Below are 23866 nucleotides of genomic sequence, written 5' to 3' on the forward strand. Positions count from 1 at the left end.
GCGCCCCCCTCTGTCCTGCCGGACATCTCCCCCCCAAGGGGGGAGATCAGCCGTCGCCTGCGATTTCGCCAGTCACCAACGTCGGAAGGATGAGCGGGGCGCCGAAACTGCCAATCTCCCCCCTTGTGGGGGAGATGGCCGGCAGGCCAGAGGGGGGCGCCGTAGAGCGCCTCGCCTGCTCGACTGGCCATTATTCCAAGCGCGATCATGCCGGCTCATCCATCAGATGCAGGCTGTCGCGATTGAAGGTGAGCATCACCGCCTCGCCTTCCGCCGGCAGCGCCGTTCCCGCCGGCACCACGGCGTGCAGCCTCAACCCCTCGGCATCGAGCGCCAGCCTTGTCGTGGCGCCGAGATAATTGGTCCCGACCAGGCGCGCGGCGACGCCGTCGCCGCTGGTCGCGCTTGAGACGCGGATCGACTCCGGACGCAGGCTGCCCCAGCGATGCTGGCCGGAATAGCGCTGGACGAAATCCGGCGGCAGCACGTTGGACGAGCCGACGAAATCGGCGACGAAGCGCGTGTTCGGCCGCTGGTAGATATCTTCCGGCGTGCCGACCTGCATGATCCTGCCGTCGTTGAAGACGGCGACGCGGTCGGCCATGGAAAGCGCCTCGCCCTGGTCGTGGGTGACGAAGACGAAGGTGATGCCGAGCGCCTTCTGCAGCGACTTCAACTCCTCCTGCATGTTCTCGCGCAGCTTGAGGTCGAGCGCGCCGAGCGGCTCGTCGAGCAGAAGCACCTTGGGCTGGTTGACCAGCGCCCGGGCGAGCGCGACGCGCTGGCGCTGGCCGCCGGAGAGCTGGCCGGGGCGGCGCGCGCCATAGCCCGGCAGGCGCACCAGCGACAGCGCTTCCTCGGCAGCCTTCAGCCGCTCGGCCTTGCCGACGCCCTTGACCATCAGGCCGTAGGCGACATTGTCGAGAACATTGAGATGCGGGAACAGCGCGTAGTCCTGGAAGACGGTGTTGACGTTGCGGCGATAGGGCGGAACGCCTTCGGCGCGTTCGCCGAAGATGGAGATCGAGCCGGCCGTCGGCTGCTCGAAGCCGGCGATCAGTCTGAGGCACGTCGTCTTGCCGGAACCGGACGGCCCGAGCATGGCGAAGAATTCGCCCGGCGCGATCTCCAGATCGACCGCGTCGACGGCGCGCACGCTGCCGAAATGGCGTGAGACTTGTTTGAAGGAAACGGCAGAGGTCATGGGCCTGTCAGTCAGTTGCCGGGTCTGAGATGTTCGCGCGGCGCTCTACCTCCCCCTCGAGGGGGAGGTCGCGGCGAAGCCGCGGGTGGGGGTGACAGCGCGAACCATCAGACCGCCCCCACCCTGACGCTCAAGCGGCGACACTCCCCACAAGGAGAAGGGTAATGGCGCTACCGCCCGCCGATGACGCCGATATAGTCCGACACCCAGCGGTAGTACGGCACGCACTGGTCGTTCTGGCTGGCGCATTTCGACACCGGCGTCTTCCAGAACTTGATCTTGTCGAAATTGTCGTAGCCGTTGGTCTTGCAGCCTTCGTCGCCGAGCAGTTCATTGCCCTTGCAGGCGGCGGGCACGACCGGCAGCGAGCCGAACCAGGCCGAGACGTCGCCCTGGACCTTCGGCGACAATGAATGCTCGAGCCACATATAGGCGCAGTTCGGATGGGCGGCGTCGGCTTCCATCATGGTGGTATCGGCCCAGCCGGTGACGCCTTCTTCCGGCACGGTGGAAGCGACCGGCTTCTTGGCGGCGACCAGCGTGTTGACCTGATAGGGCCATGAGCCAGAGGCGACCACACCCTCGTTCTGGAAGTCGTCGACCTGGATCGCTGCATCGTGCCAATAGCGGCCGACCAGCGTGCGCTGCGTGCGCAACAGGTCGAGCGCCGCCTTGTACTGGTCCTCGTTGAGCTCGTAGGGGTCCTTGATGCCAAGTTCCGGCTTGTGGAACATCAGGTAATTGGCGGCATCCGCGATGTGGATCGGGCCGTCATAGGCCTGGACGCGGCCCTTGTTCGACTTGCCGTCGGGCAGCTTCATTTCCTCGAAGACGACGTTCCAGCTCTTGGGCGCTTCCTTGAAGACATCGGTGTTGTACATCAAGATGTTCGGGCCCCACTGATAGGGTAAGCCGTAATGCACCTTGTCGACGGTGAACCAGGGCGCGTCCTTCAGGCGGTCGTCGACAGTCTTCCAGCTCGGGATCAGATCGGTGTTGATCGGCTGCACGCGCTTGCCGGCGACGAGGCGCAGCGAGGCATCGCCCGAAGCGGTGACCAGATCGAAGCCGCCCTCGTTCATCAGCGAGACCATCTCGTCCGAGGTGTTGGCGGTCTTGACGTTGACCTTACAGCCGCTTTCCTTCTCGAAAGCCGTCACCCAGTCATAACCCTTGTCGGTCTCGCCGCGCTCGATATAGCCCGGCCAGGCAACGATGTTGACCTCGCCCTCGCCCTTGCCGAGTTCCTTGACCTGGGCCATGGCCTGACCGGAAAAAGTAAGCGCGACAGTCAGCGCCGTGCACGACTTCAGGAATGCATTCATCATCGATCTCCCATTTTGGCGCATGACCCCGAAACCAGTTCGGCTTTCAGGACCATGCGCAAACTACAAAGGGTCGGAGCTCCATGCTCCGACGGCAACGCTCTCAGGGCGCGGCTTTGTTCCCTGAGCGAAAGGTGCTGTGAAAAATCCGGTTTCGCAAATTCATTTATCAGAAAGCCGATATCGGTTTTTCCGATATCAAAATGCCTTCAGGCCAACGCCGTGACCAGCCAGCAGGCGGCGTTGAAACGAGCCTCGCCGTCCGCCACGAAGGGCGCGAATGCAGCAGGCAAGGCCGCGGTGATTTTCTCGGCCGTTGCCTGGTCAACCTCCCGCAGCGCAGCGCCGACCGGCCCTAGCCGGGCGGCATATGTCATCAGATGGCGTTCGGCGATCTGACACTGGACGTCAACCTGTTCGACTTTAACTGACGACCAGTTGCTTGCTTCAAGGATCCGCCTCACCCTGGCGCCGTCGGCAAAGGCAAACTGTCCCGGCGCTTCGGGATCCGGCACGGGTGCCTGCGGCAGGAAAGGTGCTGCCGCTCGTGCGGCGGTCGTCATGAAATCATTCTCGCGCGGACCGCGCCAAGCGACAAAGGCGAGTTTGCCGCCGCGCCTTGCGGCCTGTCTTATGTTGGTGAACGCCGCAACGGGATCGTCGAAGAACATGACGCCAAAGCGCGAGACAACGGCATCGAAGCGTCCGGATTCGAACGCATATTGCTGGGCATCGCCGAACTCAAAACTTGCGTTCGCCACCTCTTCCGCCCGCGCGCGCTCCGTGGCCAGGGCGACAAGCGGCCGCGAGATGTCGACGCCGACACATCGGCCGCCATTTCCGACGCGGCGGGCCATCGCCAGGGTCGTGGCGCCGGCGCCGCAGCCGATGTCCAAAACCGTGCCCCCTTCCCCGGGATAGCCGGCATCCACCACCAGGCTCGCCAACGGCGCCAGCACGCCGTCGAGGATCGGCTGCATCTCGACCCAGGCCTTTCCGCTGGCATCGTTCCAGAGAGCGGCTTGCTGCGTGTTTGGCTGCGCGGATTGCGGCATGGCGGACCTCGCTTTCGGTTGCCCTCATCGATCGCTGCCCGCACTTTACGGGTTCGAGCCGGCCGTTTCACGCTTTTCCTGGAATTGCTTCAGCGGCGCACCATGCGCTGCGACTGGGCGAGGCCGATGAAGTCGCGCGCGGCCTGCGGCAGGCCGGAGCCGCGGCGCCAGACGGTGCCGACCTGGACGACCGGCAGCGAGCCGGAAATATCGCGCGATTCGATGCGATCGCCCTCCAGCGACCAGGGCCGGTAGACGAGGTCGGGCAGCAGCGCCACGCCGGCGCCGGTGGCGACAAGGCTGCGCACCGCTTCCACCGAACGCGTGCGAAAAGCGACATGGGGTCTCGCGCCGATCGCCGACAGCAGCTTGCCGGTGTTCTCCTCGATCTCGTCGACGGTGAGCATGATCAGCGGCTCGGAGGCGATATCGCCGATCGAGATGATGTCGGCGCTGGCGAGCCTGTGGCTGAGCGGGATCCACAGCCGGTAAGCCGAGACTTCCAGGATTTCCGACTGCAGCGCGGTGCGGTCGCGCAGGTTGGACGTGACCATGACGGCGATGTCGAGCTTGCCGCCGACCAGAAGATGCTCGAGATAGTCGCCATTGTCCTCGATGGCGGAGACCTCGACGCCGGGATAGGCGCGACGGTAGCGGGCGAGCAGATCGGACAGCACGTAGCCGGCGACCAGCGAGGTGACGCCGAGCTGCAGGCGCCCGCCAGCGACAGCCTGGTCGCTGAAGAAAGAACGGCGCGCATCCGAGACATCGGCCAGGATCTTGGTGGCGTGGCGCAGGAACTGGTGGCCCTTATGGGTGATGTTGAGGCCGCGCGGATGGCGCTCGAACAACTCGACGCCGAGATCGCTCTCCAGCTCCTTGATCGCCTCCGTGACCGAGGACTGCGAGATCGAGAGATTCTGCGCGGCTCCCGACACAGTGCCCTGCTCGGCGACGGCAACGAAGAACTGGAGCTGGCGGATTGTGAAAGCCATGGCCGGACTAAACACTGCCGCGCGCGGGAAAGAAAGCGGGCTTTGTCCGCGGTGATCAGGCCGTCGCGATGGCCAAGCGCGCGCCTGCCCGGCTCAGCGCGGCGGCTATGTCGGGCGGCGGCGGCTGGTCGGTGGCAAGCTCGGAAAAGCCGTCGAAGCCGCACACCCTGACCAGCCCCTGGCGGCCGAATTTGGTATGGTCGGTGACGACCAGCGAGCGCTGGCCGCGCGACAGCACCATGCGGGCGAACTCCGCCTCCTCCAATTCGTAGTCGGTCAGGCCGGCGTCGGCATCGACGGCGCCGATCGAGATCACCGCATGATCGACCGAGAAGCGGCTGACGAACTCGATCGCCGAAATGCCGAAAGCCGCGCCCGAGTCGCTGCGCAGCTCGCCGCCGGCCATATAGACCTTGTTGCCGTTCACCGTCGCCAGCGTGCGAGCGATGTCGGAGGAATTGGTGACCACCGTCAGCCGGCGATGCCCAAGCAGCTCGCGCGCCAGGAAGGATGTGGTCGTGCCGGTGTCGAGCATGATCGCCTCGCCATCGCGGATGGTGGCCGCGACCATCCTGGCGATCAGGCGCTTGGCTTCGGCATTCTCGCGCATGCGCCGCTCGAACGGCGCCTCGCCCACCATCGAGGCAAGGCCGACGGCGCCGTGCATCTTCAGCACCGACCCGTCATCGGCGAGCGGCTTGACGTCGCGTCGCACCGTTTCCTGCGAGACGCCGAGACGTTCGGCAAGGCTGGCTATGCTGATCGTGCCCTCCTCGCCGAGGAGCCGCAGGATTTCGCCATGCCGTTTCGAGTGGATCATATGGAATGCCCGGGATCTTGACCGAATTTAAGGCTTTGACAACGCTTTGAAAGGAGTTGCTTATATTTTCGGGCAAAACACCCAAAAAAAGTCACAGCTTTTGATTGACAGCTCTGCCACCTGGGCATGAGAGTGGTTGCAAGTCACAAGGGCTCGGAACTGCTAAGGGAGGATGATGGCAGAGCCGCAACCTGGTGACCAGATCGTCTGGAACCAGCCAGATTTGAGCTTTTATCGAATCCGCGGGGGCGGATGCCGGGATCCTGAACCTGGCCAAGGGGCTCGTCGGTGCGGTGCGGGATACCGATCCTGGCGTCTCGCACCGACGAGGCTTTTTTATTTTGTCCCATCGTCGTTTTCCGTGAGACCGGTTGAGGCCGGAGCGAAGCCGTGAGCGCCGAAGACCGCATCCGCGCCTTGCCGTGCTGGAACGGCAGCATCGAGATCGAGCCGCTGCCGGGCGGCCTCAGCAACGCCAATTTTGTCGTCACGGATGCCGCGGGGCGGCATGTCGTGCGCTTCGGCCAGGACTTTCCGTTCCACCACGTCTTTCGCGAGCGCGAGGTGATGACGGCGCGGGCCGCGCATGCCGCTGGATTCGCGCCGGCCGTGCATTATGCCGAGCCCGGCATCCTGGTGACGGCGTTTCTCGGGGCGAAGACCTTTCTCGCCGAGGATGTGCGGGCCAATCTCGGCCGCGTGGCGGCGCTGCTGCGCGGCTTCCATCGCGAGATGCCGAGCCATGTCTCCGGCGCCGGCTTCATGTTCTGGGTGTTCCACGTCGTCCGCGACTATGCGCGCACGCTGGACGAAGGTGGCAGCCGCAAGAAGGATCAGTTGTCGCGCTATCTTGCGCTGGCCGACGAGCTCGAGCGGGCGCAAAAACTGCTGCCGATCGTCTTCGGTCACAACGATCTTTTGCCGGCCAATATCCTGGACGACGGCAAGCGGCTGTGGCTGATCGATTTCGAATATGCCGGCTTCAACACGGCGATGTTCGATCTCGCGGGCGCCGCCTCCAACGCCGGCCTGAGCGATGAGGAATCCTTCGCCTTCCTGACCGCCTATTTCATGAAGGAGCCGGACAGCGAGATCCGCCGCTCGCACGCCGCCATGCAATGCGCCTCGCTGCTGCGCGAGGCGATGTGGAGCATGGTCTCCGAGCTTTATCTCGACGCGCCCGGCATCGACTATGTCGCCTATACCGAGGAAAACCTCGTCCGGCTCGACGCGGCGCTGGACAACTACCGGACGAAATACGGGACCAAGCCATGACCTTGCCCAGCCATGCCGAAATCGTCGTCATCGGCGGCGGCATCATCGGCTGTTCCACCGCCTATCATCTGGCGCGCGACCACAAGGCGGACGTGGTGCTGCTCGAGCAGGGCAAGCTGACCTCGGGCTCGACCTGGCACGCCGCCGGCCTGGTCGGGCAATTGCGCTCGTCGGCCTCGATCACGCGGGTCCTCAAATATTCGGTCGAGCTCTACAAGGGGCTGGAGGCCGAGACCGGCCTGGCAACCGGCTGGAAGATGACCGGCTGCATCAGGCTCGCGACCAATGCCGACCGCTGGACCGAGTTCAAGCGGCTGGCGACCACGGCCAAAAGCTTCGGCATGGACATGCAGCTTCTGTCGCCGGCGGAAGTGAAGCGCATGTGGCCGCTGATGGAGACGGGCGACCTGGTCGGCGCCTCGTGGCTGCCAACCGACGGGCAGGCAAGCCCCTCCGACATCGCCCAGTCGCTCGCCAAGGGCGCGCGCATGCATGGCGCGAAACTGTTCGAGGACGTGCGCGTCACCGGCTTCACGATGAAGGACGGCCGCATCACGGCGGTGAGGACTTCCAGGGGCGACATCGCCTGCGACAAGGTGGTGAACTGCGCCGGGCAATGGGCAAGGCAGGTCGGCGCGATGGCCGGCATCAACGTGCCGCTGCAGCCGGTCAAGCACCAGTATATCATCACCGAGAGGATCGAAGGGCTGGCCAACGACGCGCCGACGATCCGCGACCCCGACCGCCGCACCTATTTCAAGGAGGAGGTCGGCGGACTGGTGATGGGCGGCTATGAGCCCAACCCGCAGGCCTGGGCAACCGGGCTTCCCGGCGGCGACGTGCCCAACGACTGGGAATTTCGCCTGTTCGACGACGATTACGATCATTTCGAACAGCATATGAGCCAGGCGATCGAGCGTGTGCCGGCGCTCGCCCATGTCGGCGTCAAGCAGATGATCAACGGGCCGGAGAGCTTCACGCCGGACGGCAACTTCATCCTCGGCGTGGCGCCGGAATGCGCCAACATGTTCGTCGGGGCAGGCTTCAACGCCTTCGGCATCGCGTCGGCCGGCGGCGCCGGCTGGGTGCTGGCGCAATGGGTGGTCGACGGCGAGGCGCCGCTCGATCTCTGGGTGGTCGACATCAGGCGCTTCTCCGGCCTGCACCGCGACCGCGACTGGGTCCGCGACCGCACGCTGGAGGCCTATGGCAAGCATTACACAATCGGCTTCCCGCACGAAGAGTATCTCTCGGGACGGCCGCGCATCGTCTCGCCGCTCTACGAGCGGCTGAAGGCGCATCGCGCCGTGTTCGGCTCCAAGCTCGGCTGGGAGCGGCCGAACTGGTTCGCGCCCGACGGCGTAGCCGCCGAAGACGTCTATTCGATGGGCCGCCAGAACTGGTTCGGCCCGGTCGGCGACGAGCACCGGCATGTGCGCGAGAAGGTCGGCATCTTCGATCAGTCCTCCTTCGCCAAATACGAGCTGACCGGAAGCGACGCGCTGAAGGCGCTCGACTGGATCTGCGCCAACGACGTCAACAAGCCGGTCGGGCGGCTCACCTACACGCAGCTTCTCAACACGCGCGGCGGCATCGAGGCCGACCTCACCGTGTCGAGGCTGGGCGAGGAGCGGTTCTACATCGTCACCGGCACCGGCTTCCGCACGCATGACCTGTCCTGGATAGGCGACCATATCGGCTCCGGCCTCGATGCCAGGCTGGAGGACGTCACGGAGGATTTCGGCACGTTGTCGCTGATGGGACCGCGCGCCCGCGACGTGCTGTCGGCGGTGACGGAGGCCGACGTTGCGAACGCCGCCTTCCCCTTCGGCCATGCCCGAGAAATCGAAATTGCCGGCCATAGCGTGAAGGCGCTGCGCGTCACCTATGTCGGCGAGCTGGGCTGGGAGCTGCATGTGCCGATCGCCGACACCGGCGAGGTTTTCGATGCGCTGATGGCGGCGGGCAAGGCGCACGGCATTCGCCCGGTCGGCTACCGGGCGCTGGAATCGCTCCGGCTCGAAAAAGGTTATCGCGCCTGGGGCTCCGACATCACGCCGAACGACACGCCACTGGAAGCGGGGCTCGGCTGGGCGGTGAAGCTTCGCAAGAACACCGACTTCGTCGGACGCAAGGCGCTGGAGAAGGCGACCGGCAAGCCGCCCACAAAACGCTTTGCCGGCTTCACGGTGGATGACCCGGAGGTCGTGTTGGTTGGGCGCGAGACGATCCTGCGCAATGGCGAGCCTGTGGGCTACCTCACCAGCGGCGGCTATGGCTACACGGTTGAGAAGAACATCGGCTACGGCTATGTGCGCAATGCCGACGGCCTCGGCGACGAGTTCCTCGCCTCCGGCGACTACGAGCTGGTCGTGGCGATGGAACGCACGCCGGCAAAGATCCATCTCGAGGCGATGTACGACCCGGCCGGCGTGAAGATAAAGGCTTGATCCGCGCAGCGCGGGTCAGATGATGCGCAGCGCGAGTCAGCTGACGCGCAGTGCCAGGCAACGGCTCGGGACAGTATCACCTTCGCCGGGCATTGAGGCGTAGGGTCGCGTCTCTTCGAGGCGGCTTATCGCGCCGCGCGCTTCCAACTCGGCGATCCGCTCCGCAAAGCCAGCATCCCACAGCGTGTTCTTGACGGTCAGCACGATGACGCCGCCTGGACGGCAGATGCGGATCAACTCGTCCAGGCCTTCGACCCCGACATGGCCCGAGGTGAAGACGCCCGCCGAAATGATGCCGGCATAGGCGCCGTCGGCGAAGGGCAGCGCGTCGCCCATCGCCAGCCGATGCAGCGCCGTGTAGACTCCCTTGGCGCCGGCCTTGTCCAACATGCCTTGCGAGATGTCGAGCGCCTCGACCCGCGGATAGCCGGTGATGGCCAGCCACTCACCGATCAGCCCGGTGCCAGCGCCGGCGTCGAGCAAGGGTTCGGCTCCGCGCGGCAGGTGGCGGGCAAGCAGCGCCAGGCAGATCGTCGGATGGCGATAGCCGGCGGCCGACATGTCGGCATCGTAGGTCTCGGACCAGTGGTCATAGATCGCGGCCACGTCCTCCGGCCGCTTCGCCGCGTAGGCCGCGCTTAGCGAGCCGCTGTGCTTGCCGTCCGTCATCGTCGCCCCTCGAAGCCGATTCATGTGCAAAGGATCATAGTCAAGCCGCCAAAACTGTGGAACCGTCAGAACGACAACAATGGCGTGAAGGGGACACGACATGACCGACGAGCTGCGCGCGGCGCTGGCGGCCGTTCCGGTGCTGGCGAGTTATGATGGGCCGCTGGAGCGCTTAGGCGGCCTAACCAACAGGGTCTACAGGGCGGGTGACGTGTGCCTGCGCATCCCCGGCAAGGGCACGGAGGAATACATCAACCGCGCCAACGAGGCGGTGGCGGCGCGCGAAGCGGCCAGGGCCGGCGTCAGCCCCGAAGTGCTTTATGCCGATCCGGCGTCCGGTGTGATGGCGACGCGCTTCATCGCCGGCGCCGAGACGATGTCGCCCGAAAAATTCAAGGTGCGGCCGGGCAGCCCGGCGCGGGCTGGCCAGGCCTTCCGAAAACTCCACTCTTCGGGTGCGGTGTTTCCCTTCCGCTTCGAGCTGTTCGCGATGATCGACGACTATCTCAAGGTCCTGTCGACCAAGGACGTGGCGCTGCCCGCCGGGTATCACGACGTGGTGCGCGAGGCAGGCGCGGTGCGCGCGGCGCTTGCCGCGCAGGCCATCCCGCTTGCCGCCTGCCATTGCGACCCGCTGTGCGAGAACTTCCTCGATACGGGCGAGCGGATGTGGATCGTCGACTGGGAATATTCCGGCATGAACGATCCGCTCTGGGACCTCGGTGACCTCTCGGTCGAGGGCAGGTTCGATGCCGCCCAGGACGAGGAACTGATGCGCGCTTATTTCACCGGCGAGGCGCGGCCGGCGGAGCGGGGCCGCGTCGTCATCTACAAGGCGATGTGCGACCTTTTGTGGACGCTGTGGGGCCTGATCCAGCTCGCCAACGACAATCCGGCCGACGATTTCCGCGCCTATGCCGACGGCCGCTTCGCCCGCTGCAAGACGCTGATGGAAACGGCGGAGTTTTCGCGACACCTCGCCGCCGTACGCCTGGGCTAGAGCCATCCCAGCGCGTTACCTGAAAACCCTTTGTATCTCGTTCAACGACCCTGTTTCGTCGGACTTTTTGCAATACCAGATGAGTAGCGCGATGGTGCCGATGGGGAAGAATCCCGCAAGCAGCTGATGCCAACCGCTTCTGTTGATGTCATGCAGCCGGCGCGCGGTCATGGCAAGTGTCGGCAGAAGAACGGCAAGATTCCAAAGCGACGAAACGGCTTCGTTTCCCACAAAGATATCGACTATCCCCATAAGAACGGCGACGATGATTATGAAGAGGTAGGAATACCAGAACTCCGAGCGACTGGCCCTGCCGGAAAAGTTCACATAATTTCGGAAAAAGCTTGCAATCGCTTCACCAAAGTTCATCGACGGCGGCGTGTCACCGAAGCGATTGACGCCGGCCGGCGGCGCCCTCAAGACAAACAAGAATGGCAAGCCGATAATGATCAGAATTATGAGCCAATGCCATATCGAGAAACTGCCCATGATTTCCCCCCAAATAGCGCAATTTTCCAGGTTATAGATATCCTGCCGGCCCTGCCGGAATCAATCACAGATTGCATCCGGATGGCGATTTGCACCGCAAAAAACTTTCGTGAAGTTGCCCTGGTTCCTCAACACAGTGATTTTGAATTGCAAGCTTGTCGGGCAAGGCTATCAACGTCCGTTTGGGGTAGTCAGCGCAAACGCTGGCGATGAGCCGAAGGCTCCCGAACCTCGTCATTCCAGGGCGGAGCAAGGAGCGAAGCGACGCGCGCAGACCCTGGAATCCATGCCGTTACCTGGACCGAAGTGTGCAACGGTGCAGAATTCTGGACCGCCGCAGCGCTTTGAAGTCACGGCATGGATCCTCGGGTCTGCGCGCGTCGCTTCGCTCCTTGCTCCGCCCGTGGATGACGACCCGATAGGCGTCTCGGCCAATCGCCAAAGCATGTATCTGCCAACGCACGCATAGCCGACCGGTCAAAATTTCTGTGCTAAGAAGCTAATTGACGCCCTTCGGCACGTTCTCGGGCGGCACCACGGCTTCCACCACCTTCTGGCGATGGAAGATGAAGATGCCGGCAAGCACGACGATAGCGGAGCCGAACAGAATGCGCGGGCTCGGCACATCGCCGAAGAAAACCAGGCCAAAGACGATGGCCCACAGAAGCAGGCTGTAATGCAGCGGCGCCAGCGTCGAGGCCGGTGCCAGCTTCAGCGCCCTTGTGATCATCAGATGGGCCGCGCAGGACACAACGCCAAGCAAGAGCATGGCGCCGAAGTCGAGCGCCGAGGGCGTATTCCATGCGCCGATGGTCAGCGCGGCGCCGACAATCAGCGTGCCGATGGTCTGCCAGGTAACGAGTGTCGTGTCGCTCGTTCCACGCAAACGCCGGCCAAGGATGATGGCGAAGCCGAAGGCCACGCTGCCGATCAGCGCATAGCTCGACGACAGCGAGAAAGCCGCCGAGGACGGCTTCAGGATGATCAGCACGCCGCAGAAGCCGACGAGGATCGCCAGCCAGCGGCGCCAGCCGACCTTTTCACCGAGCAAGAGGTGCGAAAGCGCGGCGACATAGATAGGCCCGGCCATGTAGAAGCTCATCACGTCGGCGAGCGGCAGGTGGACGACGGCGGCATAGAAAAGCCCGGTGTCGAGCGTCGTCGCCACGACGCGCAGGAGCTGCAGCGCCGGCCTTTCCATCTGGAACAGCTTGCCCGCGCCCTGGTTGGCGATCATGGGCCCCAGCACGATGAAAGCGCCGATCGAGCGGATCAGCACAACCTGGCCGACGGAGAAGCTGGCGACCAGCCATTTGCCCATCGCATCGTTCAGCGCGAACATGAAGTCGCCGGCAAGCATCAAAAGGATGCCGGCGAGCAACATGTTCCGGATCGTGAAATTGCGGGCGATGGTCTGAGCCATGCCGCTCCCTAGCCGCAGGCCGCCGGTTTGACGAGGGAAAATCGGCCAACCGGTAAGACCAGCGGCGGAAATCGGCTGGTTCTAACCCGCCCTGTGCCGCCGGTTCACCTGCGCCGGACGTCCGGAAATCGACAGCCGCGTCTCCTGCCTGGTCCGTTCGGCGACGATCTTGCCCCTGGCGATGACGCAGAGACGTTCGGGGCGCAGGCGAACGGCCTCGATCGCGTTGCCGGCGTCGAGCACAACAAGGCTGGCGCGCTTGCCGACGGCGAGGCCGAGGTGGTCGAGCCCCATGATCGCGGCGTTGACGTTGGTGACCATGTCGAAGCAGCGCGCCATATCGGCCGGGCTCGACATCTGCGCCACATGCAGACCCATGAAGGCGACGTCGAGCATGTCGGCGGTGCCCAGCGAATACCAGGGGTCGAGCACGCAATCCTGCCCCCAGCCGACGCGGATGCCGAGCGCCAGCATCTCCTTCACCCTGGTCAGGCCGCGCCGCTTCGGGAAGGTGTCGTGGCGCCCCTGCAGCATGATGTTGATCAGCGGGTTGGGGATGGCCGAGACACCGGCTTCGGCGATCAGCGGCAGGAGCTTCGAGACGTAGTAATTGTCCATCGAATGCATGGAGGTGAGATGCGAGCCGGCCACCCTGCCCTGCAGGCCGAGACGCTGCGTTTCGTAAGCGAGTTGCTCGATATGGCGCGACAGCGGATCGTCGGTCTCGTCGCAGTGCATGTCGACCATCAGGCCGCGTTTCGCCGCGATCTCGCAAAGCTCCGTCACCGAGCGGGTGCCGTCGGCCATGGTGCGCTCGAAATGCGGGATGCCGCCGACGATGTCGACGCCCATGTCGAGCGCCCGGACGGTGTTCTTGAGCGCCGTCGGCGAGCGATAGAGGCCGTCCTGCGGAAACGCCACCAGCTGCAGGTCGATATAGGGCGCGACCGTTTTCTTGACGTCGAGCAGGGCCTCCACCGCGAGCAGCCGGTCGTCGCAGACGTCGACATGGCTGCGGATGGCGAGCAGGCCCATCGACACGGCCCAGTCGCAATAGGCGAGCGCGCGCTCGCGCACGGCCTCATGCGTCAGCAGCGGCTTCAGCTCGCCCCAAAGCGCGATGCCCTCGAGCAGCGTGCCTGACGCGTTGATGCGCGGAATGCCGTAGGACAGGGTGGCGTCCATGTGGAAATGCGGATCGACGAAGGGCGGCGAAACAAGGTTGCCGCGCGCGTCGATCTCTGTGGGCGCCGACCCTGTCAGCTTCTGCTCGATCGCGCGGATGGTTTCGCCGGCAATGCCGATATCGGCAACCCTGCCGTCCGGCAGCGTGCCGCCGCGCACGATGAGGTCGAAATCCATCTGTCGTCACCCTCTCAAGACCTGGCGATCATCGTGGCCGAAAAGGCGGCCTCGCGCAGCCTTTTCTTTCCCCGGCAGCCGAAAGGTTCCATCGCGCCGCAACTCGCTCTATAAGCCGCCTCGCGCCCTCGTGGCGAATCCGAAATTCTTTGCAAGTCAGACACAGGATCGGCCGTTGTTTCGCTTCTTCCGCTCCACGGAGAACCAGCGCCTTGTCGCGAGGCTCGTGAGGGAATCCTTCCAAGAGCACAAATTCGGCTATGGCGCCGCCATCGTGTCGATGCTGGTGGTGGCCGCCATGACCGGCGCCAGCGCCTGGATCCTGCGTGAGATCACCAACGAATTCGTCGTCTTCAAGAGGCTCGACCGCGTCAATTTGATCGCTGCCGGGGTCGCGGGGATCTTCCTGGTGAAGGGGCTCGCCACCTTCGTCCAGGCCTATTTCATGAGCCGCGTCGGCAACGCCATCATCGCCGACCGGCAGCGCAAGATCTACGATCGCATCCTGGAACAAGGCATCGAGTTCTACCACTCGACCTCGTCGGCCGATCTGATCGCCCGCATGACCAGCAACGCGCAGGCGGCGCGCAGCGTACTCGATCTCGTCGTGACGTCCTATGTGCGCGACCTGGTGACGCTGGCCGTGCTGGTAGGCGTCATGATCTGGCAACAGCCGGCGCTGTCGCTGATCTGCTTCGTCGTCGGGCCGGTGGCGATCTACGGCGTCAACCGCATCCTGAAGCGCGTCCGCAACATCGCCGCCATGGAATTCCGCTCGCTTGGGCAGATCGTTCATGTCATGCAGGAGACGGCGATCGGCGTACGCGTCGTCAAATCCTTCAACCTTGAAGGCGCGATGCGCAAACGCATGTACCAGGCCGTCTCCGACGTCGAGAACCGCGCCAACAACATCGCCACGCTGGAGGCGGCCACCAGCCCGGTGATGGAAACCATTGCCGGCCTGGCGATCGCCGGCGCGGTCTTCATCAGCGGGTTCCTGGTGCTGCAGGGCGGGCAGATGCCGGGCAACATCATGGCCTTCATCGCATCGCTGCTGCTCGCTTATGAGCCGGCTAAGCGCCTGGCCCGCGTTCGCATCTCGCTCGAGACCGGCATCGTCGGCGTGCGCATGATGTTCCAGCTCGCCGACCGGCCGCTTACGCTCGCGGAAAAACCTTGCGCGAGGCCGCTGCAACCTGGACCGGGCGAAATCCGCTTCGACAATGTCAGCTTCGCCTATCCGGAAAGCCCGCCGGTGTTCGAGGGCTTCAACCTGGCGCTCGCGGCCGGCAAGATGACGGCGCTGGTCGGGCCGTCGGGCAGCGGCAAGTCGACGATCCTGAACCTGATCATGCGCATGTACGACCCGCAGACCGGCAGGGTGATGTTCGACGGCCAGGACATCTCCTTCGCGACGCTCGATTCGCTCCGGAAGAAGATCGCCTATGTCAGCCAGGACACATTCCTGTTCGCCGGCACGATCATGCACAATATCCGCCTCGGCCGCGAGCACGCGACCGATGAAGAGGTGATCGCCGCCGCCAAGGCCGCCAACGCACATGACTTCATCAGCGCCATGGCCAAGGGCTACGAGACGGAGGTCGGCGAGAACGGATCGCTTTTGTCCGGCGGCCAGCGCCAGCGCATCTCGATCGCGCGCGCCATGCTGCGCAATGCCGAGATACTGCTGCTCGACGAGGCGACCAGCGCGCTCGACGCCGAGTCGGAAGCGCTGTTCCGCGACGCGCTGCAGCAGCTGACGGTCGGACGCACGACGATCGTCATCGCGCACCGGCTGTCGACCGTGCATCAAGCCGACACCATCGTGGTGCTGGAAAAGGGCAAGGTGCAGGAGAGCGGCCCGCACAGGACCCTCCTCAAGCAAGGCGGGCTCTATCAGAAGCTTTATGAATATCAGCTGATGCCGTAGTGCCGACTTCCACCTTCTCCCCTTGTGGGAGAAGGTGGATCGGCGCGATAGCGCCGAGACGGATGAGGGGTGTTCCAGCGGAGTGAGACGCTGCCTTTCCCTGGAGCACCCGCGCCTTCGGCGACACCACCCGGCCCTTCGCAGGCTCAGGGCGTTCGAAGCTCGAAAAGCCAAGCAATTGGCTTTTCGTCCGCTAACGCGGACCGCTTCTCACCCCACAAGGGGAGAAGGAGAAGCGCTCCTCACTCCGGCACTTTCCGCACCGCGCCCTTGTCGGCGCTGGTGGCGAAGGCGGCGTAGGCGCGCAGGGCCGTCGTCACCTTGCGCTTGCGCTTTTCGGCCGGCTTCCAGGCGTCGGCGCCCTTGACGTTCATCGCCGCGCGGCGCGCTTCGAGCTCGGCATCGCTGACGGCGAGCCGGATGGTGCGGTTGGGGATATCGATCTCGATCGTGTCGCCTTCCTGGACCAGGCCGATCGCGCCGCCTTCAGCGGCTTCCGGCGAGACGTGGCCGATCGACAGGCCCGACGTGCCGCCGGAGAAGCGGCCGTCGGTGATCAGCGCGCAGGCTTTGCCGAGGCCCTTCGACTTCAGGTAGCTGGTCGGGTAGAGCATCTCCTGCATGCCGGGGCCGCCTCGCGGCCCCTCATAGCGGATGACGACGATGTCGCCGGCCTTGATCTCGTTGCCGAGGATCGCCTTGACGGAAGCGTCCTGGCTCTCGAAGACACGGGCCGGGCCGGTAAATTTCAGGATCGACTCGTCGACGCCGGCGGTCTTCACGATGCAGCCGTCGAGCGCCAGATTTCCCTTCAGCACAGCAAGGCCGCCATCCTTCGAGAACGGCGTCTTGGCCGAGCGGATCACGCCCTTCTCCCGGTCGAGGTCGAGTTCGTCCCAGCGGCGGTCCTGGCTGAAGGCGACCTGGGTCGGCACGCCGCCGGGGGCGGCGCGGAAGAAGTCGCGGACATTCTCGGCCGAAGTGCGGGCGATGTCCCAATGGTCGAGCGCCTCGCCGAGCGTAGCGGTGTGCACCGTCGGCAGGTCGCGATTGATCAGGCCGGCTTGGTCGAGCTGGCCGAGGATCGCCATGATGCCGCCGGCGCGGTGGACGTCCTCCATGTGCACGTCGGACTTGGCCGGCGCCACCTTGCAGAGCACCGGCACTTTCCGCGACAGCCGGTCGATGTCTTCCATGGTGAAGTCGACCTCGCCCTCATGGGCGGCGGCGAGGATGTGCAGCACCGTGTTGGTCGAGCCGCCCATGGCGATGTCGAGCGCCATGGCGTTCTCGAAAGCGCCCTTGGAGGCGATGCTGCGCGGCAGCGCCGTTTCGTCGTCCTGCTCGTAATAGCGCTGGGCGAGATCGACGGCGAGATGGCCGGCCTCGACGAACAGGCGCTTGCGATCGGCATGGGTGGCCAAGGTCGAGCCATTTCCCGGCAGCGACAGGCCTAGCGCCTCGGTCAGGCAGTTCATCGAATTGGCGGTGAACATGCCCGAGCAGGAGCCGCAGGTCGGGCAGGCCGAGCGCTCGATGACCTTGACGTCCTCGTCGGATATCTTGTCGTCGGCGGCGGCGACCATGGCGTCGACCAGGTCGAGCGCTTGCGCCTTGCCGGCCAACACCACCTTGCCGGCCTCCATCGGGCCGCCGGAAACGAAGACGGTCGGGATGTTGAGGCGAAGCGAGGCCATCAGCATGCCGGGGGTGATCTTGTCGCAATTGGAGATGCAGACCATGGCGTCGGCGCAATGCGCGTTGACCATGTATTCGACGGAATCGGCGATCAGCTCGCGCGACGGCAGCGAATAGAGCATGCCATCATGGCCCATGGCGATGCCATCGTCGACGGCGATGGTGTTGAACTCCTTGGCGACGCCGCCTGCCTTCTCGATCTCGCGCGCGACGAGCTGGCCGAGATCCTTCAGGTGCACGTGGCCGGGCACGAACTGAGTGAAGGAATTGACCACCGCGATGATCGGTTTGCCGAAATCACTGTCCTTCATGCCGGTGGCGCGCCACAGGCCGCGGGCGCCGGCCATGTTGCGGCCGTGGGTGGTGGTGCGGGAACGATAGGCAGGCATTGAATTGTCCTTGCTGGCTGGCCACGCCGCTGCGCGGCGGGCGGCGCTCAAATTTTGGTCGGCAGCGGTTATAGCGGCCATGACCCGGCCTTGCCACAATTTTGCGCTGCGCCAGGATTCTTCAGGAAAATTTGAAATCACTGTCGGATCGTGCCCTATCGATCCGTCCTTGAGACAGACGGTATGAACGGCACAAATCGCCGACCCGCCGTTGAAGATGTAGCAACATAAGTCCGAGGAGCACGACATGCAAAAGATCACCACCTGCCTGTGGTTCGATGGCCAGGCCGAGGAGGCGATGAACCACTACATCTCCATCTTCAAGAACTCGAAGGTGCTGAGCGTTTTGCGCTGGCCCGCGGGTCACCCCGATGAGGGCAAGGTGCTGATGACCACGTTCGAGCTCGATGGCGTGCCGTTCCAGGCGCTCAATGGCGGTCCGTACTTCAAGTTCAACGAGGCGATGTCGCAGTCGATCGACTGCAAGACGCAGGAAGAGGTCGACTATTTCTGGGAGAAGCTCACCGAGGGCGGCGAGCCCGGCCAGTGCAGCTGGCTGAAAGACAAATTCGGCGTCTCCTGGCAGGTCGTGCCGGAGCAGTTGCCGAAACTGCTTCTGGATCCGGACAGAGCGAAGGCCGGTCGTGTGATGTCGGCGATGATGCAGATGGGCAAGATCGATATCGCCAAGATCGAGGAAGCGGCGAAGGGGTGAGCGCGACTTTGCCTTCTCCCCTTGTTGTGGGAGAAGGTGGATCGGCGCGCAGCGCCGAGACGGATGAGGGGTGTTCCAGCGGAGTGAGACCTTGGCGATCCCTGGAGCACCCCTCATCCGACCTCGCTTCGCGAGGCCACCTTCCCCCACAAGGGGGGCAGGGAAAAACAGCTCACGCCGCCTTATCGCGGACCTGGTAATCCTTGACCGCGGTGAAGCGGATCGCCTTCCAGCGCTCGGCCTCATAGTTCAGCGAGAAGGCGTGCTGGGCCAGAAACACCGGATCGTTGTCGAGGTCGCGGGCGATGTCGCCGCGATGCGATTCGATGAAACGCTGCACCTCCGCCTTGTCGTCGGCCGAGATCCAGCGGCAGACGGAGAAGCGCGACATCTCGAAATCCACCGGCAGCGTGTATTCGATGTTCAGCCGTTCCTTCAGCACGTCGAGCTGCAGGGCGCCGACGACGCCGACTATGGCCGGCGAACCGTCCTCCGGCGAGAAAAGCTGCACCACGCCCTCCTCGGCCATCTGGTGCAGGGCTTCCTTCAGCTTCTTGGCCTTCATGGCGTCGCCGAGGCGCACGCGGCGCAGGATTTCCGGGGCGAAGTTCGGCACGCCGCGGAACAGGATCTCCTCGCCCTCGGTCAGCGTATCGCCGATGCGCAGCGTGCCGTGGTTGGGGATGCCGACGACGTCGCCGGCGAAGGCCTCGTCGGCGGTGACGCGGGTGCGGGCAAAGAAGAATTGCGGCGCGGACAGGCTCATCGGCTTGCCGGTGCGAACCAGCTTGGCCTTCATGCCGCGCTCCAGCTTGCCGGAGCAGACGCGGACGAAAGCGATGCGGTCGCGGTGGTTTGGATCCATGTTGGCCTGGATCTTGAAGACGAAGGACGTCATCTTGTCCTCGGTCGCCTCGACCGTGCGCTCATCGGCTTCCTGGGCGCGCGGCGACGGGCCGTAGGCGCCGAGCGCCTCGATCAGGTCGCGCACGCCGTAATTGCGCAGCGCCGAGCCGAAATAGACCGGCGTCAGATGGCCCTCGCGGAAAGCGTCGATATCGAGAGGCCGGCAGGCCTCGCGCGCCAACTCCAACTCCTCGATGAAGTCGTTGCGCTCGTTTTCGGGCAAAAGCCCGGCGACGCGGTTGGAATCCGGACCGTTGACCGGCGTGCGTTCCTTCTCATCGTCGCTCCTGCGCACCGCGTTCTGCGCCAGATGGTAGGTGCCCGAGAAGGTCCTCCCGCGGCCGATCGGCCAGGTGACGGGCGCGGTGTCGAGCGCCAGCTTCTGCTCGATCTCATCCAAAATCTCGAACGGATCGCGGCTCTCGCGGTCCATCTTGTTGACGAAGGTGATGATCGGGATGTCGCGCAGCCGGCAGACCTCGAAAAGTTTCAGCGTGCGCGGCTCGATGCCCTTGGCGGCATCGATGACCATGACGGCGGAGTCGACTGCAGACAGCGTGCGGTAGGTGTCGTCGGCGAAATCCTCGTGGCCGGGCGTGTCGAGCAGGTTGAAGACGTTGTCGTCATATTCGAAGGTCATCACCGAGGTGACGACCGAGATGCCGCGCTCGCGCTCGATCTTCATCCAGTCGGACCGCGTCTGGATGCGGTCCTTCTTGGCCTTGACCTCGCCGGCAAGCTGGATGGCGCCGCCGAACAAAAGCAGCTTTTCGGTGAGCGTGGTCTTGCCGGCGTCAGGGTGGGCGATGATCGCGAAAGTGCGGCGGCGCGATACCGCCTGTTCGATGTCTTCTGCCAATTTTTTGGAATCCTGTCTGTGGCGCGGGCTTCTAGCAGCGCATGGCCGGCCTGTCGACAGTTTCGGGCGGATCGGTTCGCAGGGAGCGTGTTCGCCGCCACGGCAGGGCCCTGCACATAGTCAGGCCTCGCCATGCTCCCTGCAGCCGAACCTGGTGACCGATCGTATCTCCGAGCGACCGACGCCGATGTCGCGCAGCAGATAATCCGGCAGATCGTCCAGCCTGGCCCGGTCCCTGCGAATGCGCACGATGCGCGCCACGAGCACTATGCCGGAGTGGCAGGTTTCGACGGCTGCGGCAAAGAGGCGCCTGAGAACCGTCCGGTCGGTGATCAATTCCTGCCCAAGGATGGACATGGTCGTATCTCCCTTGCGGTTGAGTGATGAAAGCGGGAGGGCCGTCCACGGCCCTCCCGGAGGCTGTGCCGACGGGTCCTCAGGACCGATCGTGCTCACAGCTCACATACGGGTTCCAGTCGGCGAACATGCCGGCCGGGTTGTGCCGCCAGTGCCAGACATGGAGCTCGTAATAGGGATCCACCGGGTGAATACCCACCGTCGTCTTGCGCTGCAGCGTGCGGCCGAGGAATTCAGGAACGCCCTTGCCCTTCCAGTCCTTCTCGAAGACGAGGTATTCCATGCCGACAAGCTGCATCGAGCCATCGGCTTCGGGCTCGTAGGTCAGCACGTCGGGTTCGCCGAGCACCAGCCTGCCGTCGCCGGCGCGGCCGGGATGGATGAAATGGACCCCCATCGTGCCGTGCTCGTCATGCGTCGTGCATTCGAACAGCTGCTGGTAGCCCTCCGCCTTGGCAACCTTGATGTCGAGGTACTTGGCCGCCATGTCCCGAGACCGGTTGAGCACCGGATCGGGCATGTCATGGGCGACCGCGGTGCCGCAAAGCAGCGCCGAGGCGCCGACGGCAAGGACGATTTCCGCAAAGCGCTTCACGATCGATCCCCTCCCATCAGGCGGCGGCGTAGGCCGTCGTCGGATCGAACAGGCGCTTGACCTGAGTGATCTTGGTCGCCGGGAAGCCGCTCATCTTGGCGTGGCGCTGGATGATCGCTTCGTCCTTGGCGAGATAGACGCAAAAGGTCTTGTCGTCCGCCACGAAGGATTCCACCCACTGGATGTCCGGGCCGAGCTCGGCAAGGACTGCGTTCGAGGCCTTGGACGCGTCGCGAAGCTGCTCGCGCTCGAAAGTGCCGACCTTTGGGATCTCGCGCTCGATGATGTATTTCTGCATGTCACAAACTCCTTCATCTGAGGTTCAAATGCCGCCGGGCACTCGACCAAATCGGTGCCGGTGACATCCCTGGGGCAGCTGAGGTAAACTCTCGCTTGGCCCGCCAGGCAGACGCAGAATTACGGAACAGGCGGCCGACAGTCCTTACGCCGTCCTTATCTTGTTCTGATCCTTTGCCTATTGCCGTTACCGGGATTGCTGCCGATGGGAATTCATTGCTTCGGCGACTTCGAGCTTAACGAGAGCTCCCGCGCCATTCGTCTCGCCGGAAACGAGATCGAGGTGCAGCCCCTCGTCTTCGATTTCCTCGCCATCCTGCTGCGCCACCAGGACCGCGCCCTGAGCAAGGACGAGTTGCTCGAAACGCTCTGGCCGGGCGTGACGGTGACCGAGGCTTCGCTGCAGCGTGTCGCGAGCCTAGCCCGGAGCGTTCTGCGCCAGGGCGGCATGGAGGCGGCGCTGCGCAACCTGCCCCGCTTCGGCTACCGTATTTGCCTCGACCAGGCAGCCACTTCGGAAAAGGGGCCGGCGCCGGCCGATACGGGCAGCAGGCGTTCCAGCCCAGGCATGCAAATCCTGGCCGCACGCGCGGCCGTCGCGGCGCGAAAATGGCACGAGGCCGCGGCCGCTTTCAGGGAAGCAGACGCCGCCGACGAGTTGCTGACGGCCGACCTCGAAGAATGGGCGCTGGCGCTGGAATGCATGGGGCGGCCCTCAGAGGCGATCCCGCTCCTGACGCGCGCGGCAACGGAATACGGCATGGCCGGCGAACGCCTGCGGGCGGCTTCCCCGGCAATCACCCTTGCCATGATCCATCTCGAGAGGGGAGAGCTTGCTGCGGCCAAGGGTTGGCACAAGCGTGCCGCGCAGCTGATCGACAAAGCAACCGAGAGCAGGGAACATGGCCTCTGGTGCTGGATGGGCGCGCGCATCAAGGGCGCGGAGGCCGAGCCGGAGCATGCGCTTGCTCTTGCCGAGCAAGCTTTCGAGGTCGGCAAAAATCTCGAAGATCCAGTCGTGGAATCGCTCGGCCTTATCTATCGCGGCTTCTTCAAGCTCTGCCTTGGGGAAACAAAAGCCGGTCAGGAGGACCAGGATTTTGCCGCCGCGCTCGGCCTCTCCAGCGATGTCGACCCGATCGTCGGCGGCATCCTCTACTGCAACATCCTTTGGGCCTGCCGCAATTTCGGCGACTGGGCGCGAGCCAACCAATGGAGCCTCAGCTACGAGGGCTGGTGCAGAGGGCATGGGCTGGAGGAACTTACGGGCTCGTGTCGGCTGCATCGGGCCGAGGTGCTCGGCGTCCATGGCACGCTGAGGGAGGCTGAGGCGCTGGTGCGCGCGGCGCTCGATCAGCTTACGCTCGATGCGCCCTGGGCGAAAGGCGATGCCTTACGTGTGCTGGGCGACATCCATCTCGCCGCAGGCGATTTCGCCGAGGCGGATGCAGCCTACCGCGCGTCCCATGCCGCTGGCTGGGATCCGCAGCCTGGCTTTGCGATGCTGCAGATGGAACTGGGCCAGGCGGAAGCCGCATTCAGCGCCCTCGAGCGGTCGCTTGTCGGGAACGGCTGGCCGGCGCTGCAGCGTCGGGGCATGGTTCTCGCCACGCTCGCCAAGGTAGCGGCGCGGACCGATCGGCTGGAGCGCGCGAAAGCGGTGATCGCCGACCTGGAAAGCGAACCGCAACGCTGGCCGATGGCCTCGATCCGGGCATTGACCGCCGAGGCCAAGGCGGAACTGTCGATGCGGGAAAATCGCTTCACCGAAGCGGTGCGGGAGCTGCAGACCGCATGCTCGCACTGGGGCGAGATCGGCTCGCCCACCAACTGCGCGGAGGCGAGGCTTTCGCTCGCGGCGCTTCTCATCCAACTCGACGATCATACTGGCGCGGAGTTGGAGCTCGGCACGGCGCTGGCGGTGGCGAAGAAGGTCGATTCGTCCCGTCTCATGCGGCGCTGTGAAGAGCTGGCGAGCCTGCTCGCCGGGAGCCAGAAGGCAATAGCGGACAGCGCGTAGCTGCTTCTTGCTTGAGGTCCGGACGGTAGGGTG

General features: G+C 64.5%; 20 protein-coding genes. 6 read left to right on the forward strand and 14 right to left on the reverse strand.

Annotated features, from left to right (window positions below; translation table 11 throughout):
- Positions 1-205: 205 nt before the first annotated feature.
- The 5 genes from EOA23_RS04495 to EOA23_RS04515 all read right to left on the reverse strand — a co-directional run bounded on the left by EOA23_RS04495 (position 206) and on the right by EOA23_RS04515 (position 5399).
- Entirely contained in the window at positions 206-1204 is a 999-nt protein-coding gene (locus tag EOA23_RS04495) for an ABC transporter ATP-binding protein (RefSeq protein ID WP_127303016.1), read from the reverse strand.
- A 170-nt stretch (positions 1205-1374) separates the two neighbouring features.
- Positions 1375-2529 (reverse strand): ABC transporter substrate-binding protein, encoded by a 1155-nt coding sequence (locus tag EOA23_RS04500; RefSeq protein WP_127303017.1) that lies wholly within the window; start codon positions 2527-2529, stop codon positions 1375-1377.
- Between the two features lie 209 nt (positions 2530-2738).
- Positions 2739-3584: a class I SAM-dependent methyltransferase gene (locus EOA23_RS04505; protein ID WP_127303018.1), complete on the reverse strand. Its 846-nt coding sequence runs from the start codon at positions 3582-3584 to the stop codon at positions 2739-2741.
- Positions 3585-3673: 89 nt separating this feature from the next.
- Positions 3674-4579, reverse strand: coding sequence for a LysR substrate-binding domain-containing protein (locus EOA23_RS04510; protein ID WP_126062959.1), 906 nt, complete (start codon positions 4577-4579; stop codon positions 3674-3676).
- A gap of 55 nt (positions 4580-4634) precedes the next feature.
- Positions 4635-5399, reverse strand: a complete 765-nt coding sequence (locus EOA23_RS04515; RefSeq protein ID WP_126062960.1) for a DeoR/GlpR family DNA-binding transcription regulator — start codon at positions 5397-5399, stop codon at positions 4635-4637.
- A gap of 390 nt (positions 5400-5789) precedes the next feature.
- Between EOA23_RS04515 and EOA23_RS04520 the strand changes: the two genes are divergently transcribed.
- Complete coding sequence (locus EOA23_RS04520) at positions 5790-6674, forward strand: phosphotransferase family protein (RefSeq protein ID WP_127303019.1); 885 nt, start codon at positions 5790-5792, stop codon at positions 6672-6674.
- Positions 6671-9124 (forward strand): FAD-dependent oxidoreductase, encoded by a 2454-nt coding sequence (locus EOA23_RS04525; protein WP_127303020.1) that lies wholly within the window; start codon positions 6671-6673, stop codon positions 9122-9124. Before EOA23_RS04520 ends, EOA23_RS04525 begins: the two co-directional genes overlap by 4 nt.
- 36 nt (positions 9125-9160) lie before the next feature.
- On the opposite strand, the gene EOA23_RS04530 is transcribed toward EOA23_RS04525, so the two are convergent.
- Positions 9161-9793, reverse strand: a complete 633-nt coding sequence (locus EOA23_RS04530) for a class I SAM-dependent methyltransferase (protein ID WP_127303021.1) — start codon at positions 9791-9793, stop codon at positions 9161-9163.
- A gap of 100 nt (positions 9794-9893) precedes the next feature.
- On the opposite strand from EOA23_RS04530, the gene EOA23_RS04535 reads away from it, so the two are divergent.
- Positions 9894-10793: a phosphotransferase family protein gene (locus tag EOA23_RS04535; RefSeq protein WP_127303022.1), complete on the forward strand. Its 900-nt coding sequence runs from the start codon at positions 9894-9896 to the stop codon at positions 10791-10793.
- A 15-nt stretch (positions 10794-10808) separates the two neighbouring features.
- Here EOA23_RS04535 and EOA23_RS04540 read toward each other — a convergent pair whose 3' ends face one another.
- The 3 genes from EOA23_RS04540 to EOA23_RS04550 all read right to left on the reverse strand — a co-directional run bounded on the left by EOA23_RS04540 (position 10809) and on the right by EOA23_RS04550 (position 14067).
- Complete coding sequence (locus EOA23_RS04540) at positions 10809-11282, reverse strand: DUF805 domain-containing protein (RefSeq protein ID WP_127303023.1); 474 nt, start codon at positions 11280-11282, stop codon at positions 10809-10811.
- A gap of 499 nt (positions 11283-11781) precedes the next feature.
- On the reverse strand, positions 11782-12705 hold the full coding sequence (locus tag EOA23_RS04545) for a DMT family transporter (RefSeq protein WP_127303024.1): 924 nt from the start codon (positions 12703-12705) through the stop codon (positions 11782-11784).
- An 81-nt stretch (positions 12706-12786) separates the two neighbouring features.
- Positions 12787-14067, reverse strand: coding sequence for an amidohydrolase family protein (locus EOA23_RS04550; protein WP_127303025.1), 1281 nt, complete (start codon positions 14065-14067; stop codon positions 12787-12789).
- A 175-nt stretch (positions 14068-14242) separates the two neighbouring features.
- Here EOA23_RS04550 and EOA23_RS04555 point away from each other — a divergent pair, with 175 nt between their 5' ends.
- The gene (locus EOA23_RS04555) at positions 14243-15997 is read left to right on the forward strand and encodes an ABC transporter ATP-binding protein (protein WP_127303026.1); all 1755 of its coding nucleotides are present in this window, start codon (positions 14243-14245) and stop codon (positions 15995-15997) included.
- A gap of 242 nt (positions 15998-16239) precedes the next feature.
- On the opposite strand, the gene ilvD is transcribed toward EOA23_RS04555, so the two are convergent.
- The gene (gene ilvD, locus EOA23_RS04560; protein ID WP_127303027.1) at positions 16240-18084 is read right to left on the reverse strand and encodes a dihydroxy-acid dehydratase; all 1845 of its coding nucleotides are present in this window, start codon (positions 18082-18084) and stop codon (positions 16240-16242) included.
- A gap of 247 nt (positions 18085-18331) precedes the next feature.
- On the opposite strand from ilvD, the gene EOA23_RS04565 reads away from it, so the two are divergent.
- A complete protein-coding gene (locus EOA23_RS04565; protein WP_127303028.1) occupies positions 18332-18799 on the forward strand; it encodes a VOC family protein in 468 nt (155 codons plus the stop codon).
- A 172-nt stretch (positions 18800-18971) separates the two neighbouring features.
- Here the strand turns inward: EOA23_RS04565 and EOA23_RS04570 are convergent, their stop codons facing one another.
- The 4 genes from EOA23_RS04570 to EOA23_RS04585 form a co-directional block, all read right to left on the reverse strand.
- On the reverse strand, positions 18972-20564 hold the full coding sequence (locus tag EOA23_RS04570; protein ID WP_127303029.1) for a peptide chain release factor 3: 1593 nt from the start codon (positions 20562-20564) through the stop codon (positions 18972-18974).
- A 120-nt stretch (positions 20565-20684) separates the two neighbouring features.
- Positions 20685-20921: a DUF1127 domain-containing protein gene (locus tag EOA23_RS04575; RefSeq protein ID WP_127303030.1), complete on the reverse strand. Its 237-nt coding sequence runs from the start codon at positions 20919-20921 to the stop codon at positions 20685-20687.
- 79 nt (positions 20922-21000) lie between these two features.
- Positions 21001-21516, reverse strand: a complete 516-nt coding sequence (locus EOA23_RS04580; protein ID WP_127303031.1) for a hypothetical protein — start codon at positions 21514-21516, stop codon at positions 21001-21003.
- Positions 21517-21532: 16 nt separating this feature from the next.
- Positions 21533-21814 carry a DUF4242 domain-containing protein gene (locus EOA23_RS04585; protein ID WP_067003570.1) on the reverse strand — a complete coding sequence of 94 codons (282 nt, stop codon included), beginning with the start codon at positions 21812-21814 and terminating at the stop codon, positions 21533-21535.
- A gap of 204 nt (positions 21815-22018) precedes the next feature.
- On the opposite strand from EOA23_RS04585, the gene EOA23_RS04590 reads away from it, so the two are divergent.
- The gene (locus EOA23_RS04590) at positions 22019-23833 is read left to right on the forward strand and encodes a winged helix-turn-helix domain-containing protein (protein ID WP_127303032.1); all 1815 of its coding nucleotides are present in this window, start codon (positions 22019-22021) and stop codon (positions 23831-23833) included.
- Positions 23834-23866 lie beyond the last annotated feature (33 nt).

Origin of the sequence: Mesorhizobium sp. M2A.F.Ca.ET.042.01.1.1 (assembly GCF_003997405.1) — a bacterium.
Lineage (GTDB): Bacteria > Pseudomonadota > Alphaproteobacteria > Rhizobiales > Rhizobiaceae > Mesorhizobium.